The following is an 18,131-nucleotide window of genomic DNA, read 5'->3' as shown; positions in this document are numbered from 1 at the left end:
GGAATGTCATTGATAGCCCACGGTTTAAACCATGGGCTATGGCGTGCAATACAAACATCATAGGGTGTAGCATAGCCTATGAATTTATTGGTGGGGTCATCAGAACCAATGCCGATCCAAACCATTTCAATGGTTTAAAAATTTGATCCTCTGTCTGATTCCAAATTCGAGTAAAATATCTTTCCACCCCGATCTGTGTTTGCTGCACAAGCTGAAAGCTTGCCCTAGGGATGGGTTTTAAACGGGCATTACCTTTTATTTCCTAGCAGCAGTAGAGCAGCCTTGGCTTGGTAGTCGATACCGTCCTTGTACTTGTGCTTGCTGTAGGATTGGGCTTTTTTGTAGTAGTAGGTAGCTTTTTCATCATCTAGGCGTGACTCGTAGATATAGCCGACTTGCAGACAGGCAGAGGGAGCGTAGTACCAATTTTCATCCCCAGATTTTTTGATCGTATTGAGATAGTGGAACAGGGCGTCTTCTTCCTTGCCTTCTTTGTCGTATAGTCTGCCGTATCTGTAGAAGTATTCTACTTCGTCTTTCTTCCCTTTGATAGATTCTTGTTTGATGTGCTTGAGTACGCTGTGCGCGATGTGGAAGTATCCACCATCGACAGCCAGTCTTGCCTTATAGAGTTCTTTGTTGGGGTAGCTACCAGACAGGTAGTCTGCTGCGTTTTTGTCTGCTGCTACCAGTTCACGGCCCGCCTTTTGTGCTTTCTCCCAGTGTAGTTCGGCGAGTTTGTCTTCACCATCGAGCCAGTAGGTCAGGAATATCTTGAACCAAGTGTCTTTGATGTAGTTTTTGCCTTTGTATCTGTTGAGGAATTTTGAATAGTTGAGCCTAGCCAGGGCGTATTGTTGTTTTTGGATATAGATCTCACCGAGTTTGTAGTAGACGTTGTGGATGGGGCTGTAGCTGCCGCCTACATAGGTCAGCCGTATCATGGAGGGCAAGGCTTCTTCACTTCGCGCGTACTTGATCAGTGCCACATTATGTAGGTAGTTGACGATAAGGTTGTCCTTGTTGCTGGCCAATAGGTCGTCGAGGATGTCCATGGTGACTTTTTCCTTGTTGATGATGTTGAGTGCAATCAGGCTTTTGGCCAAGCTGGTCTCTAGCCAGTAGGGGTTGGAGGGTTCGATTTTTCGGAGTTCTCCCCATCCCTCTATGACGTTGGACTTCAAGCCAAAAATTTTTAGCACCCAGTGGTAGCTTTCAGGTACTGTAGCAAACAGCACATGCAGTGTACCGAGAGACTTGTTGTTGTGAATGAAATCGGGGTGTTGTTTGATGTTTTCTTGGATTTCGCCGTAGGCACTTTTGAGAGACCAGCCAGCTTTCATCTCGTCTTGAAACAGTGTACTGACCAATGCCCACTGTATTTTGATCTCTGCGGAGTAAAATCGCTTGTAGGGATCTTTGCTATCGAGCTCGCTGAGACCATCCAAGTGCTCTCCTTCGCTGTCTTCATATTTTTTGTACAGATCGCTGTCTTCTGAGACGAGGATTTCGACCACATCGGCGAGGCTCTGTGTGTAATGGTAGTGCCCGAGTTCTTCGTGACTGGGGATGATGGCTTTGAGTTTTTTTCTACCCGAGCTGAGTTTTAGTTTGAGGATATCTTGGTAGGCGGAGTAGATTTTTGGGTAGTCATCGATGGATTTTTGAGCTTGCAGCTGTAGGGAGCTGGTCGCGATGAGGACAAACAAAAAAAGGTGAGTATAACCCACCTTCATTTTCTTTGTATATATAATCTCCCGAAGCAAACTATCTTATTTTTTAGCTGTTCTTCTTGTTCTAGTAGGTTTTTTCTCTTCTACTTCTACATCCTCTACATCGGCCAAAACTCTACCACAGTGCTCGCATACGATCAGTTTTTTTCTTTCTCTGATCTCTGCTTGTTTTTGTGGAGGTACTACGTTGAAACAACCACCACAAGCGTCTCTTTTGACGGGGACTACCGCTAGACCGTTTTTCACGTTCTTTCTGATCTTGTTGTAGGAGATCAATAGTCTTTCTTCGATCGCTGCTGCTGCTTTTTCTCTGCCTTTGAGAAGTTTCTTTTCTTCTTCTTCGCTTTCAGCAGTGATATTGTCTAGTTCGCCTCTTTTGTTGTCAAGATCTTTTTGTCTTTCGACCAAAGCATTTTTGGTTTCTAGGATCTCTTCATTTCTGGATTCGATTTTAGCGTAAGCTTCTTTGATTCTTTTCTCAAGAATCTGAATTTCTAGTTGCTGCAACTCCACCTCTTTGGTGATTGCGTCGTATTCTCTATTGTTTCTAACATTCATTTGCTGCTCCTCGTATTTTTGGATCAGCTTTTCTGAATCCTTGATAGCAGTTTTGTTGTTAGTAATAGATAACTCCAACTCCTCAATAGCACTGTTGTGGTTGCCCACTCTGGTTTCATACCCTGCTACTTCATCTTCGAGATCCATTACCTCTTCTGGCAATGCTCCACGAACCTTGATGATTTCGTCTAGTTCTGAATCTATTGATTGTAATTTAGTGAGAGCTTCAAGCTTTTGCGCTACAGTACTTTCCATGTATTTTCTAAAAGTATTTTACCGGATTTGTATTCTCCTCCGAGAAATTGAGTGCAATATTACCGATTTTTTCTATTAAAAAATCATAAATTAATTCTTTTGTAAATACTTCACTTTCATAGTGTCCGATATCTGCAACCACTATCGAATCTTCCGCATCAAAAAACTCGTGGTACTTGAAATCCCCCGTCACAAACAGGTCTGCGCCAGCAGCTTTGGCTTTGCCAAGTAGGAAGCTCCCCGCACCTCCACATACTGCAATTCTCTTGATTTTTTCTTTGTGAAATCGGGTGTGTTTGATCACTGAGAGATTGAAAGTGTCCTTGAGATGTTGCATCGCTGCGGCGATAGGCATCTCCGTAGGTAGCTCTCCAACCATGCCCGCGCCTACCTCTTGATTGATATTGCTTAGTTCGTTGAGGTAGTAGGCGACCTCTTCGTAGGGGTGAGCTTTGTGCAAAGCGCGAATGACTTTGTGACTCAAGTGAGTGGGTAGCATCACTTCGATGCGAGTCTCAGCCTCGTGCTGGATTTCACCAGAAGTACCGCTGTATGGGTTGGCTTTTTCGTTGGGACGAAAGCGACCCGTGCCGTCCACGGAGAAGCTACACTGGTCATAGTTGCCAATATTGCCTGCTCCGGCTTGATGCAATGTACTGAGGATTTGATCAGCCTGATCTCTAGGTGCGAATGTGGTGAGTTTGCTGAGTATTTGACTTTTGGGAGCCAGTATTTTGCAGTTCTCCAGACCGATCAGTTCACAGATTTTTTGGTTGACGCCTGTTTGCACACTATCCAGGTTGGTATGGATGCTAAAGAGTGCAATGTCGTGTCGGATTGCTTTGATGACGGTCCGTTCGACGTAGTTTCGTCCTGTGAGACTTTTCAATCCTTTGAAAACAATAGGGTGGTGGGAGACAATCAAATTGCAGTTTTTGCGAATGGCCTCTTCCACGACGGACTCGATACAGTCGAGAGAGATCAGGATACCTTTCACCTCAGTTTGTGGATCACCTACAATCAATTGGGCATTGTCATAGGATTCTTGGTAGGCTGGGGGAGCCCATTGGTTGAGGATACTGATTATGTCACTGATCTTCATGTGTAGTTTTGTTGATTTGGGCGTAAATGGAAATAATTTAATGATGATTGATGCATACCACATCTCATTGCACCAACTATGGACTTTTTCTGATTCAAATCTAAGGCTTTTTACAGACCAATATGAATATTTTTGCACGATGAATGTAGTTTTTAAATTGCTGTTGTATCCTTGGGCTTTGATGACAGGTTTTTTTGCTTGTTGGCGAAAACGTCAGTTTGAAATGGGTGTCTGGAAGTCCGTGGCCTTTGAATTGCCGACCCTTGCCATCCTTTGCAATCCTGAGGATAATATTCTTCCAACTCTTCATTGGCTGGATCAAACGCTGCGCAAGAACAATCATCAGCCTACTGTACTCATGCATCAAAGCATCTCTCGTCAGTTAGGTTTTGAGAATCAGACACTGGAGGGAGCAGAGTATATTCATCCTGTTTTGCATACTCGTACTGATCTGAAGGCTTTTGCCTACCGCAACAGTCCTGTATTGCCTATGTCTGAGTCTGTGAGTTTGTATCCCGATCACGATGTGTTTGCATTGATCAAGACCAAGTTGCACAATGAAGTCAGGCATGAGGTGTCCGTATTGTTGAGCTGGGTAGATCGACCATATTGGAAGGAAAAATTTTGGCCGATAGGCAACCGATTTGAGTCTATGGTGAATTTAAGAGATGTAGCGATTGTGATGTTTAGTTTTACTTCGCCACTTCCTGATTTTGCGAAATGCGTGCATGAAGCCCGACAATATTGTGGAGAACAGGTTCAGGTGGTATTTTTAGAGTTGGAGTCTGATGATGCGTGTGCAGTGAAAAGGCTATATTATTCGGAGGATCAAACAGAATTTATTGAGGATCATGATACCTTTGGACGCATGTTTATAACTTCGCTTTTTAGAGAAAGAAATTAACCGAGTGGTAATCAAAAAAATAAGTCTCCTTGTTGCTTTGTGGGTCGTGTCATCAAGTTTGATGGCGCAGATTGTGGATGATTCTACGCATTTGGTGTATGGGCCGACCTCTACGCGTTATATTTTGATGGAGGATATGAAGCACAGTGATACATTGTATCATGTGATGGATACTTCTATTCACAACATGGAGAACTTTGAGACCCATCGTAAATCTACGGTTGATTACCAAGATTTGGGCAACAATGGAACGGCACTCAAGCCGAAATATTACAGCATCCCTACCACCATAGGTCGTACGACTGGATTCTACGCCTATGATCCCTATGTCAAAAGTGCGGAAGAGTTCAAATACTACGACAGCAAGTCTCCATTCATCAATTTGGAAGTGGATTTTGGAGGGAAGGGAAGACCACAGGTGGATTTTTCATTTTCACGCAATATCAATCCACAGTGGAATGTAGGGTTTGATGTCAATCACGTGTCCTCAGAAAAACAAATCGGCACGTCTTCCCTTAGAGAGAATCAGGTCAAGACCACAGGGATAGATGTTTATACATTTTATAGGAGTATCAATCGCAAATATCAAATGATGTTTCATGTCTACAGGATAGACCAAACGATCCTTGAGACAGGAGGAATAGAAACGACAACAGAAGAAAAGGACTACTATCAGTACCTTGATGCAAACATCTACCTGACCAATGCACAAAGTTTTGACAAGCGAACACGTTTGTTTCTCTATCATCAATATTCGCTCAAGCCTTTCTTTGAACTCTACAACAGCATCGAGCGATCCAATGTGGTGAATAAATATACTGATACACCGTTGACTGATGATTCTTTTGATTACTATGATCAAATATTGATTCGGACAGATTCCACACTGGATGCTTCTAGTATGAAACAGACCAAGATAGAGGCAGGAATCAAAGGACGAATTGCTCAGCGAATTTTCTATTCGGCCTATGTCAAGCGCAGAGATTTGGACTATCGGTATCGATTTTTGGAATTGGATCACGTAGGGGAGAATTATCTGGGAGGCGATATTAAAATTCATATCACCCCCACCAACACACTGGGAGGACAAGCGGAGGTGATGGATGCAGGCAATTACTACTTCAGAGGATTCTTCAACAACAAGTACCTCAAGGCTAGCTACACGAGTAGCTTGTCAGCACCTTCATTCTTGAGTGAAAGTTATTTTGGAAATCATTATGAGTGGTACAATAGTTTCAACTCTACCTTCGCAAATAGCATCAAAGGTTCTCTATACTACGCGCTGCCTTTCTTGTCTCTGGAGCCTGAAGTCGACTTGTCCACTGTAGATGAGTATATTTATTTTGGGTATGACAAGACCCCCAAGCAGGAGAGTAACCCCATACTGATCAACAAGTATTCGGTGAAGGCCAATTTGACTTTTATCAAGCACATGCATTTGGACAACCGACTGGTGTGGAACAATGTATCGGGTCAGGGAGCCAATGCCATGAGAATACCTGACTGGAATTATTTCGGAAAGCTCTATTACAAAGACATAGTCTTTAATGATTTTATGGAGTTTGAATTGGGTTTTGATTTGCGCTGGCAGTCGGCATATTATGCCAAGGCCTATGATCCCATTACACAGCAGTTTCATCTGCAGGACGATTTTGAATTGCCTTCTTACTTCACAAGCGATTTGTTCTTTGTGATGAAAGCCAATAACCTGACCTTGTTTTTTAACTGGGAGTACTTGAACCAAGGGCGCGACAAAGGGTATTTTGCTACGCCATACTATCCAGGTCAGCGCAGAGCCATTGATTTGGGCATTAGATGGATGTTTTTTGATTAAGATTCAAGATTCAAGATTCAAGATTCAAGATTCAAGATTCAAGATTCAAGATTCAAGATTCAAGATGTTTCATTGTAGAGGAAATCAAAGCGTAAACACGTATGGAAAAGACAACATTAGGACTAAACTTACCCACAGATCCACGCTGGGCAAATGTGGCTGAGATGGATCTTGCGGAGATATTGATCGATCATGCATATTGCGAGCAAAAGGCGGCCTCATCTGGAATCTCACTGATTGTGACCTATCCCGAGCGTGCAGACTTGGTGGAGGTGATGACAGACCTAGTAGCAGAAGAATGGGGGCATTTTGAACGTGTTTTGGGCAAAATGAAAGATCGTGGTATCTCTCTTGGTCCCAAGCGCAAAGATGAATATGTCGTCGCAATAGGAGCGATTCTCAAGTCAGGTGGTAGCAGAGATGAACAACTCGTAGAAAAACTCTTGCTCAATGCGCTCATAGAAGCCAGGAGTTGTGAGCGTTTCAAACTACTCTCGCAGCATATTCAGGATGAAGATTTGGCCAAATTCTACTACGAACTCATGGTCTCTGAGGCTGGACACTATCACACCTTCTTGGAATTAGCGAAAAAATATATGGGGGAGACCTACGTCAAAGCACGTTGGGATGAGTTTCTCGTAGCGGAAGCCAAAATCATGGAGGGATTGGAAGTCAGGTCTGACCGCATGCATTGATTGGCTTTGCGCTATTAGTTAACCGCTTAACGCTTTTTGGTTTTTGTCCAAATCTAATATCTGATTACTCAATACTCATATCTCAATACTAAAGCCTCATTACACTTTTCGTGATGCTCGTTCCCACAGTACAGATTGACTTCCTTTGATGTATCTGAAAAAACCCTGATAGACAGATATATTCATGAAGGTAAAGTAAAAGGGTACAAATAGAGCTTTGACTTTGATTTTTCGCTTTTGGAAAAAGTGACCCAAAAAAGCCAGGCCATAAAAGCCCAATTGTGCTACCAATATCAGTTGATAGAGAATGTTGTTGACAGCCAAGAAAGCATTGAGAACCAAAAGTAAACTCAACGCTAGAGGAGTCAAGGTCCACCTCAGTACCCTGTGCGAGATGAATTGAAAACTCAACCAGCCGTATTGGAAGAAGTTGAGGAGTGATCTTAATCTCCAGATTGCCTGATGACCACCTGCGGCTATTCTGATTTTTCGTTTGGATTCTTCTTTGATGGATTCAGAAGAGTTTTCTAGTGCATAGGCTTCTGGCTCGTAGGCTATTTTGTATCCCTTTTGAGCGATTCTTAGAGACAGGTAAAAATCCTCAATCAACGTGTCAGGATTGATATGTTCATAGAGGTCAGTTCGGATAGAGAACAACTCTCCTGCTGCACCTACCACTGAGTGTAGGTGGTAGTCATATTTTTTGAGGAAGGACTCATATTTCCAGTACATGCCTTCACCCGCACTGGATGCTTCGTCTTTGTCATCCTGACGGATTCGTTTTTCACCTGATACGCAGCCTACCTTGGGATCGATATAGTGTCTGGTGATGTTGTGGAGAGACTCTTGATTGAGAATGGTGTTGGCGTCAGAATACACGACGATGGGCGTTTCTACCAGTGGCATGACTCTGTTGACCGCATGGATTTTTCCCTTGCGTTCTGGACTATGGAAGAGTCTGACGTTTTCGTATTTCTGAACCAGTTCGGGTGTGCTATCTGTACTGCCATCGGTTACGATCCACAAGATGTTTTTGGATTGTGGATAGTTGAGAGCCAGTGAGTTTTGGATTTTTTCTTCAATATATGCCTCCTCGTTGAAAGCAGCTACGATGTGAGTGATTGCCACTTCATTGACCGAATCATAAATTTTAGGAGAGACTTTGGATCCCCTGATTTTGACCAGGATGAAAAGGACGATTCCATAACCAACATAGGTATAGAAAACGAGGGTAATGAGTAGCCAGAAAGCAATTTCCATTATTGAAAAGGTTTGTAGTGTTTGGTATTAGCTAGATTGAGCATAGGGAAGTCACCCTTTGTGTCTCCATATGCAACAATATGGTTGTATTCGGTCAGGTTGATATGGTTTTTGATTCGATTCACTTTCTCTTCATGGTTGCAGTTGTTGCCAAGTATGCGTCCTGTGATTCTGAGGTTTTGTACTTCTAGTTGAGTACTTAGGACTTTGATTCCAAGTTTTTCAGCCCATGGTTTGATCCAATTTTCAGGAGAGGCAGACACGATGTATGTATCGGTATTATTTTCTTGGTACTGTTGCAGTGCTATGAGTGCTTTGGGTCTGATGATCTCAGGCAGCCTTTGGTTGCAAAATTTATAGCACTGTTGATTGAAATCCTCGATTTTCATCCCGCCAAAGAATAATTGCATGAAGATTTCCTTCCCCCTTTGTTTGGATAGAAGGGATGTTTTCATCAAAGTAAAAACAGGAATCAATACGCTGATTTTGAGATAGTATATCGCTGGAGACGAAACATGCTTCGCCATTTCAAACAAACTGTCTTTTTGGGTGAGGGTGCCGTCAAAATCAAACAGAGCGAGTGTTTTCATAAATGATAACCAGAATCAGATGTAGATGATGAAACCGAATGCTAATAGCCAGCCAATGAGTGTGAGAATGATGAATTTATCCTTGTACAGGATTTGAACTGGTGAGCCAGTTTTGTTTTCTACCATGGTGAGCTGTAGGTATCTCATGATACCTGCGATGACGAAGATGGTCGTGACGAAAATATAGTCCGATTGCCATTGTTGTGTGATCTCTGGCGAAACACAGTAGAGTATATAGCACACAATGATAATACCACTGACCATCGTGATGCAGGAGTTGATGAACACGCGATTGTATTTTGAACTGGTTTTGCGCACGACCGTACCGTCTTCTTCAAAAATTCTGATGTCATCACTCCTCTTGGCAAGAACGATGAAAAGAGAGAGAAGAAAAATCATAATGGATAACCAATGAGATACTGCCACACCAGAAATGACACCACCCATATACACTCTGATCAAAAAACCAGAAGATACGAGTAGCAAATCAACAATAGCGATAGATTTTAACCCTAGGGAGTAGGCAATGTTGATAGCTAGGTATAGCAGACACAGTCCGAAAAATTGAGTAGATAGATGATAGGCAGAGGTCAAACCAATACCTAAGATCACTATCATCAATAGATAACCTTGTATCGGCGAGATCAGCCTAGCAGCAAAGGGGCGGTGCATTTTTTCTGGATGCAGTCTGTCCATCTCAACGTCTCGGATGTCATTGATGATGTAGATCGAACTGGCTACCAGACATACCGAGAAAAAGGCTTGGATAAGATCAACCAGTTCATCGCCTAGCAAAAAATGACCAGCAAAGAAACTAGGAATAAAAATGAAAGTGTTTTTGACCCAGTGTTTGATTCTAAATACACTGTTGAGCAAAGAAAGGGTTTTCATGGTTAGGTTAGAAGGTTAAATCTCAGCGCAATATAAAATTGATAGATGAAAAGTCTAGGGTAAATGACTATTCGTGGAGATGAATTCCTGATAAGTACAATTGGTTCTGTATATAGTATTATTTAGGTATTCATGATGAGAAATATTACCATGTCTTATGCTCTAATTTTGATACTTGGTAATATATTTTTGTAAATTCACGTTTATAAACCAAGCTATTATTTACCTAGTCATTAGCTAAGCCTACACCTAATTAACATGCTTTTCAATTCTTTTGAATTCATATTCTTATTTCTTCCAGTTACGTTCATAGTTTATTTTATACTCAATCATTTTGACAAGTTTGAATTGTCTAAGGTTTGGTTACTGTTGGCTTCTTTGTTTTTCTATGGATGGTGGAATCCGCTGTACGTCACACTGATTATAAGTTCAATTTTGGTAAATTATGGTTTTCATAAACTTATCAAAGCCCAACATAATGGAGGGAGGAAAAAAATGCTGTTGGTCATAGGTATTGGGCTCAATGTCTCGGTACTGGGATACTATAAGTATGCTGATTTTTTTATTTCCAACTTCAATGCTTTGACAGGGGACAATTACAACCTCTTGCATATCATATTACCACTGGGTATTAGCTTCTTTACTTTTCAGCAGATTGCATTTTTGGTGGATACGTACAAGGATGTAGTAGAGGAAATGGAGCTTCTCAATTATGCGCTGTTTGTTTCTTTCTTTCCTCAGTTGATAGCAGGACCCATTGTACACCATGCCGAAATGATGCCCCAATTTTTTGATCAATCCAAGAAGAGAATAAATGCTGAGAATATATCCAAGGGATTGTTTGTATTCAATATGGGTTTGGCTAAAAAGGTAATTGTGGCAGATGCTTTTGGCAAGATTGCAAATGCAGGATATGGTCATGCATCGATTTTGGGGACTATAGATAGTTGGGTGACATCTTTGGCTTATACAGTTCAGCTTTATTTTGATTTTAGCGGATATACAGATATGGCGATTGGGATTGCTTTGTTTTTCAATATCATCATTCCCAACAATTTTTGGTCTCCATACAAATCCTCAAGTATCAAAGAGTTTTGGAGGAAATGGCATATGACTTTGAGTAGATTTTTGAGAGATTATATCTATATACCACTAGGCGGCAATCGCAAAGGAGCTTTTAGAACAAGACTCAATTTGATGGCAACTTTTCTGATAGGTGGGATTTGGCATGGAGCAGGATGGACTTTCTTGTTTTGGGGTTTTTTGCATGGTTTGGGTCTGGTGATTCATAGTTTTTTTGAGAAGTTGAAAATTAGAATCCCTTATGTTGTAGGACTTGGGATTACTTTTTTGTTTGTGAATATGGCGTGGGTGTTTTTCAGAGCTGAATCATGGGGTGATGCTTTGCATGTACTCAATAGCATGATACACTTAGAGACTACAGGAGAAGGATTTAAATTGATTTCACAATTGTATGATTTTCCTATTTGGGTAGCAGGAGTCGTTTTACTATTTGCTCCCAATAGCCAAGAGTTTGCTGAGCGATTTCAGATCAATGCTCGGCATGCAGTTGTTATTGTAGTATTGACGGTACTCAATGTGACGTTTTTGAACTCTTCTATTGATCAAGAATTCTTGTATTTTGATTTTTAAAAACATGACCGTCAAACGAAATAAAACAAGGAGGTTTTTAGTACTGACATTGCTTGGTAGTATAGTTGTTTTGGGAATCATTACTCTAATCAATATTTGGATTGATATTTTTGGTTTGTTTGGAGATGGACAGCACGGGGACAAGAAAATCTATCACAACGAGAAGACTTCTAAATATATTATGTCCTATAATTATATCCCAAGTCGTTTTAAGGGAGTATTGATAGGCCCCTCACTATCAGATAATCTTGACGTAACCAAGCTGTGGTCTGGTGAACTGAAGTACTATAATGCCAGTGTCATGGGTGCCAATATCTCTGAACTCAAGCAGATATTGAACAATGTAATAAAGTATGGTGATGTGCAATCGGTAATCATATGTTTGCATCCCTATTTGACCAAGGACTCTGGGAGCAAAGGGGGACAATTGGATCAGGCGTTGTACTATGAGGCATTTGGATCACTGAATTTGTACCAGACATATGCACTCTATGTGATACGTGAGTATGACCTGATGCCTCACAAGTTCCCAAAAGAACAATATACGTTCTATGGTACCAATGATTACAATGCACTATTCAGAGTCAAAGATGTGGCTGGTAAAATTAAAGAGGAGTCCATTCTACATCAAGATGAGCCTATTGAGGTAGATGAGATGGCGCTGGAAGAATTAGATGTTTTGTTGAAAGAATTGAGACAAAAGGAAATCGTTGTTTCAGCATATTTTCATCCCATTCCTGCTCAAATTTGGCAGGCAAATGAATCAGAACATCGAAAGTATCAGAACAGAGTTTCGGCATTGTTTTTTGAGGATGAGTTGATCCTGGATTTTAATACTGACAGGTATTTGTCATTTAGAGATCAGGTAGAAAATTACATAGATCATGGTCATCTCAGCCACCAGGGGTTGAGGTTTGTCGAAAAGGAATTGAATTCAAAAATGCTAGGTCGACACCAGTCGGAGCAGCAGAATGAGTGATCATGTTTAGGTGTTGAAGTAGTAATATTTAGTTTATATTAAAATAAGAAGATGGAGTTTCAAGAACTTATTAAACTGCTCATTAGGAAGAAATTTTACTTGGTACTGATCCCTTTGGTGTCGGCGATGCTTGCTTTTGTATTGCGATTTATGACGGATCGGATTTATATATCAGAATCTCAGTTGTCTACTGGGTTGACCATTGCGATCGATTATGTGGGGGATCAGAGCAAAATCAATCCCTTTCAAACGTCGTTGAGTTTTAGCAATCTGATTGAAAACATGAAATCAAAACGTGTTGTGAGCAGATTGTCATACAAGCTGTTACTTCATGATTTGTCTTCCGAAAAACCATTTAGACGACCTGCTTTTGAAAAGGAAGAGGTATTGAAGCCAGAAGGAGAGATGTTGGATAGTGTAATGTCCGAATTGAGAAAGGCTATTGGTGATTTCTCATTTGTGAGTAAAACCGACGATATAGGGAGATATATTTATGACTTGCTTGAGATCTATGAGTATGTGGAAAAGGACATGTTACAGAATGTAGACATACATAGGGTTGGCAATACAGATTTTATCAACATTCGCTTTTCCTCAGAAGTACCCTATCTATCTGCCTATGTGGCAAATCTTTGGGCGGAAGATTTTGTGGCGTACAATGATTATCAGAAGACCAACCGACTAAATGAATCTTTGGCAGTGTTGGATCAGATATTGAAAGACAAACAGCAGTTGCTTAACCAAAATACAGAGAAGCTCAACAGATACAAAACTAGGTATAACTTCCTCACTTCAAATTCTGACTCTGACCCAATTGCTGAGTTTGAAAAGCTCATTAGAGAGAAAGAGAGCAACGTCCGCAGTATCAATTTCAGGTTGGAGAACTTGAGAGAGAAGATCGCCAAGATGGATAAGACAAGTAATTTTGAGAATCACAAAAAGATAGTAGGACTCAAATCTGAATTGGACAGATTAAGCTCAAAACTGATGCAGCAGCCTAATAATCAGCAATTGATGGATTCTCTTGTGTTGTTGCGTAGAGAATTACAATCAGAGATGTATCTGCACACATCGACGAGTGGTGGAAAGCGAGAGTTGGACAATTTGTTTGTTGAAGAGAATGAACTTGAACTCCAATATCAAATAGCACTTGGTGATTTGAAAAGGTTGAAGGATCAATTCCAAGTAGAAAAGGGAACAGTTCAGAGTTTGGCCTCTACTAAATCAGGTCTTGAAAACTTGGAGACAGAAGTGGTACAAGCTAGAAATGAGTTTATTGCAGCCCAAGACAAGTACAATCAAGCCAGGAGTGAGTTATTGGTAGGTACCAGTTCAGTGAAAATATCCTATTATGGAGATGTGCCTGAGGATCCTCAATCACGAAAAACTGTAATTTTCACGGCCTTAGGACTTATCGTAGGTTTTGTCATGACTCTGTTTGTGTTGTTGGCATTGGAGCTGTTGGATATGAGATTCAAAAATCCAATTAAGTTCAGAAGACAGACCAATTTGGATCCTTCTGGTACTGTCGTTAGGTTAAAGTTGTTAAAAATGAATCTGTCTAATGTGTTGGTTGGCGCGTTTGAGAAAGAAAAGGAAGAATATATCACCAATCTGACACACACACTCAGGAAAGTGAGGTATGAGATATTAGGACAACCAGTCAAAGTAATCATGTTTACTTCGTTGCGTCAAGGTGCTGGAAAATCATTTTTACTTACAGCTATGGCATATTCGATGAGTTTGATAAGAAAAAGAGTATTGATCATAGATACCAATTTCAGAAACAATTTTCTCTCTACACAGCTATCTAAAGATGGTCAAATTCAGGAAGGAGAGTTGGATGGTGTTATTGAGTTGAATAAGCACGGTTGGCTGCAGAAGAGTGATACGGAGATGTTGGGCATGGTCAACTCTAGCCTAGTGTCGAGAACCTCCAATGGCTTTGTTTACATTGTGAAAAGCCAAAGTTTGCAGAGGTCACCCGAAGAGGTGTTCGCAGAATTGGATTTTAAGCGTCTGATCAACTTGTTGAGTCCCGAATATGATTATATTTTTATTGAAGGGGCTGCTTTGAATCAATATTCTGATTCCCATGAACTGACAAGATATGTAGATATGGTGGTACCCATTTTCAGTGTAGATGATGAATTTACCAAGAAAGATAAGACTTCACTTGATTTTATCTTACAGCATGAAGGTAAGGTAGGACCTGTCATTTTGAACAAAGTAGATCCAGAAGATGCGTAGGTATAAGGAGAAGGAGAGTAGCGATCCGTTTTTGAACTTGATCATCTTTGGGTTAAAGATCGTTTGTGCTCTTTTGTCTTTGTTTTTTTTGCTAAAGATTAATTATTTGTAAGTCTGAGATGTATTATCTGATTTTAGATAAGATAAAGAATAACTCATGGGTGCTCATTACTTTGATAGTAGTGCTAGTAGTGATGGCCAATTTTCTGACATCTCTCAATCTTGTTTTTGGAGTATTTATATTGGCAATAATGATTGCCAGCATGGTGATCGGTGTAGTGATAACCAATCCACTGTATGCTGTGGTTGCTAATTTGGGATCTACATTTCTTCTTTTTTTTACTTTTTACCGATTGCTGGGGATTACCTCTATTCCACTTGGTTTTGTTTTGGAGGGGTTGAATTTTCTAGCTGTACTGGTGTTAGTTTTTAAAAGACAACTCAAAGGGTTTACTACCTTGTTTGGTTATTTGTTGCTATTATGGTTACTGGTTAGTTTTATCGAGTTGTTCAATCCCTTTGCCGCGTCTAGAGTCGCTTGGTTCCATGCGATCCGTCAGGTGATCAACAATATCATTCCTTTCTTTGTAATATACTCTTTGTTTATGCACGACAGAGGGACTATAAAGACCTTGCTTAAATTTTGGTTGTTTTTCTGCTTGCTAGCAGCTCTCTATACTTTTGTACAAGAGTTTGGAGGGTTCCCACCATGGGATTACAAGTTTGTAACAAGAAGCGAGGAGTCTATTTCTTTGATTTACACCTGGGGGAGGTTTAGAAAGATTTCCTTTTTTTCAGGTCCAATGGAAAACGGGGTGATCCTCGCTTTCAATGCTGTACTATGCTTAGGTTTGGCATTTCAAAACAACATCAAGCCAAGTAAAAAATATACGCTCTTGTTGCTTTGTGGGTTATCTGCATGGGCTATGATTTACACGGGCACCCGTACTGCTACGGTCATGTTTGTTGCGGGTGCGGCTATATATATAGTATTGAGTAGGAGCAAGGAATTGTTGGTTTACACTTGCATCATCGCAGTCTTATTGGTCGGGTATGTAGCTAAGACAGGGGGTGGTGCAGCTCTGCATGTGATGACGACAGCATTTAATCCTGAGGAAGACAACTCTATGCAGGTGAGGTATGACAACCAAAAGGTTTTGCGTGGATACTTGAGTAAATCTCCTATTGGATTTGGTCTCGGTAGCACAGGGTACTTAGGGATGAAATATTCTCCCAACACCTTTTTAGGCTCATTTCCTCCAGATTCTGAATTGGTCAGAATCGTGATTGAAACGGGCGTGATTGGTTTGGCGATCTGGCTGGTGATTTTTTATCTCATTCTTAGCAAATCATTGGATACCCTAAAGGTCAAGGAAGATGATTTTTCGGACAATCTCAACAAAGTTATTTTTGCACTCCTTTTTATGTTCTTATTGGGTCAATATCCCCAACAGATACTCAATATTGGGTCGTTAAAAATACTGCTAGGCTTTTGTATGGCACACGTATGTTTGATGAGCAAATCGGAGCAATAAGGCGAATCGGGTTACTCTATTCCCAGTGTTGCCAATGTGCTGCCCACGAAAGATTCTAGCTCGGTTTTACTTGTCAATAGGTCACTTTCGGCATTGATGACATCTACCTTGGTAGAGTAATAGACTCTCCTAGAATTATTGTATTTGTCTATGTCCAACTCTCCTTCAATGAATTTTTGTTCCAAAGCATTGAAATCTGCAATGCTGAATTGTTCAAGTGTTTTTTTGATGTTGTAAATTTTCTTTTGCTTTAAATAGCTGATGTACTTTTTAGTGACTTCAGCAGTGATGTCTCTCTCGGCCTCTTCTGCATCTTTGAGTATGAGCTGTTGTTCCTGTAGGATTAGTTTTTTTCTATTCTTGACTTCAGAAAAGTGATTCAGCCTGACATTTACACCTAGGTTGTACCGAGGATAAAAATTAGGAACCGTATTGTCACCACTCAATTCCCTTATACTGTATTCATTGAGGTTACCAGAGATAAAGAATAAACTTAAATGCTCGTTATTGAGCATTTTGGTCTGATAGTCGGTTGAGTTTAATTCGATCTGCTGCTTGTCCAATTTGGTACTGTTTTGAATAGCAGTGATTATCAATTTGTCTAAGTGTTCTTGATTGACCTCTATGTTTTCTTGAGCAAACGTTCCGAGACCGATTAGGGCTAGGTAGGCAAGTATGAATAGTTTTTTGTAAATCATGATTGTGTAATGTATTTAAGCATTAAATCTACAGAATTTTTCCAGGTATGATCACTGGCCAATGCAATCCGGGCTTTTGTTTTGGATTCATCATTTTCTGCCAAAGCTTTTCGAATATTCTCGGAAAATTCCTTTTTGTTTTTTGATAAGTAAGTTACGGTCTCAAATGGCGTCATCGTCTCAGTGTATGAGGCGACAACAGGCTTGCCGACCGCCAAATACTCATCGATTTTTCTTGGGTAATTACCAATTGTAATAGGGTTGATGGCTTGGGGATTGATACACACATCAAATGATTGTAAGTATTCATTGAGCAATGAAAAATCCTTGGAACCTAAAAAATGAACGTTGTTGACCTGATGTAAATCAGAGGTCTTAAAATTTTGATCTTCGGGGCCCACCAATACGAACTGATAAGTAGGGTTGTCTTCTGCTAAAAATTTGATCAAGCCTATGTCTAATCTTTCGGAGTTGAGTGCACCTATGTACCCTATAGTAGGTCCATTGATAGATTTCATATCTTCTGGTTTTTCAACATCTTTGGTAGCTTGCAAGAAGTAATCAATGTCACAGCCTTGTCCTACGTATTTGGCACTCGTGTTAAATGCCGCAGCATAATTAGCTAAGTAGACGGAGTTGGTGAGCGTGAGATCATATTTGGTTATCAGCCTAGGTTCTAACCTATCAGAGTGAGTGCGCCAGTAATTCATCGCCCTGAAATTATCCCTTAGGTAGTAGATAGATTTGATGGGAATCAAATAGTCAGGAAGATAGAAACCTGAGTAAAAATCATTGTCATTGATTAAGTAATACTCCTCAAAATCGAAATCTTTGGCTGCTTGTTGGATAGCTTTTGCGTAGCGTTTGTTATTGGTTTTGTTGAGTAGGTCAAAAAGGAAGGATGGCTTGAGTCTGTTGATCGGTTCGAATATGACAGGTGTCGTCACGATATGGTAATTGGAATTGACTTTTTTGTAATGATTCTTTTTAGATTGAATGACAGATTTTCTGTCTTCGGTCCATTTCTTTTTGCTGGATCTAAGCTCCGTACGTTTCATGGGGATGTTGACAAACAACACACGATGGTTTTTTGACAATTCCTGAGAAATATCTCTGACATTGCTGCCATATTCGAAATCCCATGGCGTCACACTTACAATGATGAAGTTCTTTTGTTTAGGGGTCATGTTAGGT

Annotated in this window: 15 protein-coding genes; 7 read left to right on the top strand and 8 right to left on the bottom strand. The window is 40.5% G+C overall.

Annotated features, from left to right (window positions below; translation table 11 throughout):
* Positions 1-248 precede the first annotated feature (248 nt).
* The 3 genes from N6H18_RS00465 to N6H18_RS00455 are packed head-to-tail and all read right to left on the bottom strand — an operon-like array spanning position 249 to position 3,648.
* Positions 249-1,736 (bottom strand): tetratricopeptide repeat protein, encoded by a 1,488-nt coding sequence (locus N6H18_RS00465; RefSeq protein ID WP_262309883.1) that lies wholly within the window; start codon positions 1,734-1,736, stop codon positions 249-251.
* Between the two features lie 36 nt (positions 1,737-1,772).
* The gene (locus tag N6H18_RS00460) at positions 1,773-2,546 is read right to left on the bottom strand and encodes a zinc ribbon domain-containing protein (RefSeq protein ID WP_262309882.1); all 774 of its coding nucleotides are present in this window, start codon (positions 2,544-2,546) and stop codon (positions 1,773-1,775) included.
* A gap of 7 nt (positions 2,547-2,553) precedes the next feature.
* Positions 2,554-3,648, bottom strand: a complete 1,095-nt coding sequence (locus N6H18_RS00455) for a Nif3-like dinuclear metal center hexameric protein (RefSeq protein ID WP_262309881.1) — start codon at positions 3,646-3,648, stop codon at positions 2,554-2,556.
* A gap of 139 nt (positions 3,649-3,787) precedes the next feature.
* Between N6H18_RS00455 and N6H18_RS00450 the strand changes: the two genes are divergently transcribed.
* The 3 genes from N6H18_RS00450 (at position 3,788) to miaE (ending at position 7,081) form a co-directional block, all read left to right on the top strand.
* Positions 3,788-4,552: a hypothetical protein gene (locus N6H18_RS00450; protein WP_262309880.1), complete on the top strand. Its 765-nt coding sequence runs from the start codon at positions 3,788-3,790 to the stop codon at positions 4,550-4,552.
* Positions 4,553-4,613: 61 nt separating this feature from the next.
* On the top strand, positions 4,614-6,386 hold the full coding sequence (locus N6H18_RS00445; protein WP_262309879.1) for a putative porin: 1,773 nt from the start codon (positions 4,614-4,616) through the stop codon (positions 6,384-6,386).
* Positions 6,387-6,487: 101 nt separating this feature from the next.
* A complete protein-coding gene (gene miaE, locus N6H18_RS00440) occupies positions 6,488-7,081 on the top strand; it encodes a tRNA-(ms[2]io[6]A)-hydroxylase (RefSeq protein WP_262309878.1) in 594 nt (197 codons plus the stop codon).
* A 99-nt stretch (positions 7,082-7,180) separates the two neighbouring features.
* Here the strand turns inward: miaE and N6H18_RS00435 are convergent, their stop codons facing one another.
* The 3 genes from N6H18_RS00435 to N6H18_RS00425 are packed head-to-tail and all read right to left on the bottom strand — an operon-like array spanning position 7,181 to position 9,822.
* A complete protein-coding gene (locus N6H18_RS00435; protein WP_262309877.1) occupies positions 7,181-8,341 on the bottom strand; it encodes a glycosyltransferase family 2 protein in 1,161 nt (386 codons plus the stop codon).
* Positions 8,341-8,931 carry an HAD family hydrolase gene (locus N6H18_RS00430; protein WP_262309876.1) on the bottom strand — a complete coding sequence of 197 codons (591 nt, stop codon included), beginning with the start codon at positions 8,929-8,931 and terminating at the stop codon, positions 8,341-8,343. Before N6H18_RS00430 ends, N6H18_RS00435 begins: the two co-directional genes overlap by 1 nt.
* A 15-nt stretch (positions 8,932-8,946) precedes the next feature.
* Positions 8,947-9,822 carry a UbiA prenyltransferase family protein gene (locus N6H18_RS00425; protein ID WP_262309875.1) on the bottom strand — a complete coding sequence of 292 codons (876 nt, stop codon included), beginning with the start codon at positions 9,820-9,822 and terminating at the stop codon, positions 8,947-8,949.
* A 348-nt stretch (positions 9,823-10,170) separates the two neighbouring features.
* On the opposite strand from N6H18_RS00425, the gene N6H18_RS00420 reads away from it, so the two are divergent.
* The 4 genes from N6H18_RS00420 (at position 10,171) to N6H18_RS00405 (ending at position 16,239) form a co-directional block, all read left to right on the top strand.
* Complete coding sequence (locus tag N6H18_RS00420; RefSeq protein WP_262309874.1) at positions 10,171-11,475, top strand: MBOAT family O-acyltransferase; 1,305 nt, start codon at positions 10,171-10,173, stop codon at positions 11,473-11,475.
* A 4-nt stretch (positions 11,476-11,479) separates the two neighbouring features.
* Positions 11,480-12,454 carry a hypothetical protein gene (locus N6H18_RS00415; protein ID WP_262309873.1) on the top strand — a complete coding sequence of 325 codons (975 nt, stop codon included), beginning with the start codon at positions 11,480-11,482 and terminating at the stop codon, positions 12,452-12,454.
* A gap of 51 nt (positions 12,455-12,505) precedes the next feature.
* Positions 12,506-14,704, top strand: a complete 2,199-nt coding sequence (locus N6H18_RS00410) for a hypothetical protein (RefSeq protein ID WP_262309872.1) — start codon at positions 12,506-12,508, stop codon at positions 14,702-14,704.
* A gap of 161 nt (positions 14,705-14,865) precedes the next feature.
* Positions 14,866-16,239, top strand: coding sequence for an O-antigen ligase family protein (locus N6H18_RS00405; protein ID WP_262309871.1), 1,374 nt, complete (start codon positions 14,866-14,868; stop codon positions 16,237-16,239).
* Between the two features lie 11 nt (positions 16,240-16,250).
* On the opposite strand, the gene N6H18_RS00400 is transcribed toward N6H18_RS00405, so the two are convergent.
* Both N6H18_RS00400 and N6H18_RS00395 read right to left on the bottom strand, forming a co-directional pair.
* On the bottom strand, positions 16,251-16,937 hold the full coding sequence (locus tag N6H18_RS00400; protein ID WP_262309870.1) for a TolC family protein: 687 nt from the start codon (positions 16,935-16,937) through the stop codon (positions 16,251-16,253).
* Positions 16,934-18,124 (bottom strand): glycosyltransferase, encoded by a 1,191-nt coding sequence (locus tag N6H18_RS00395; protein ID WP_262309869.1) that lies wholly within the window; start codon positions 18,122-18,124, stop codon positions 16,934-16,936. The genes N6H18_RS00400 and N6H18_RS00395 overlap by 4 nt, the downstream gene beginning before the upstream one ends.
* Between the last annotated feature and the right edge of the window lie 7 nt (positions 18,125-18,131).

The organism is Reichenbachiella agarivorans (assembly GCF_025502585.1).
Taxonomy (GTDB): Bacteria; Bacteroidota; Bacteroidia; order Cytophagales; family Cyclobacteriaceae; genus Reichenbachiella; species Reichenbachiella agarivorans.
This window is presented reverse-complemented; position numbering and strand designations above follow the sequence as displayed.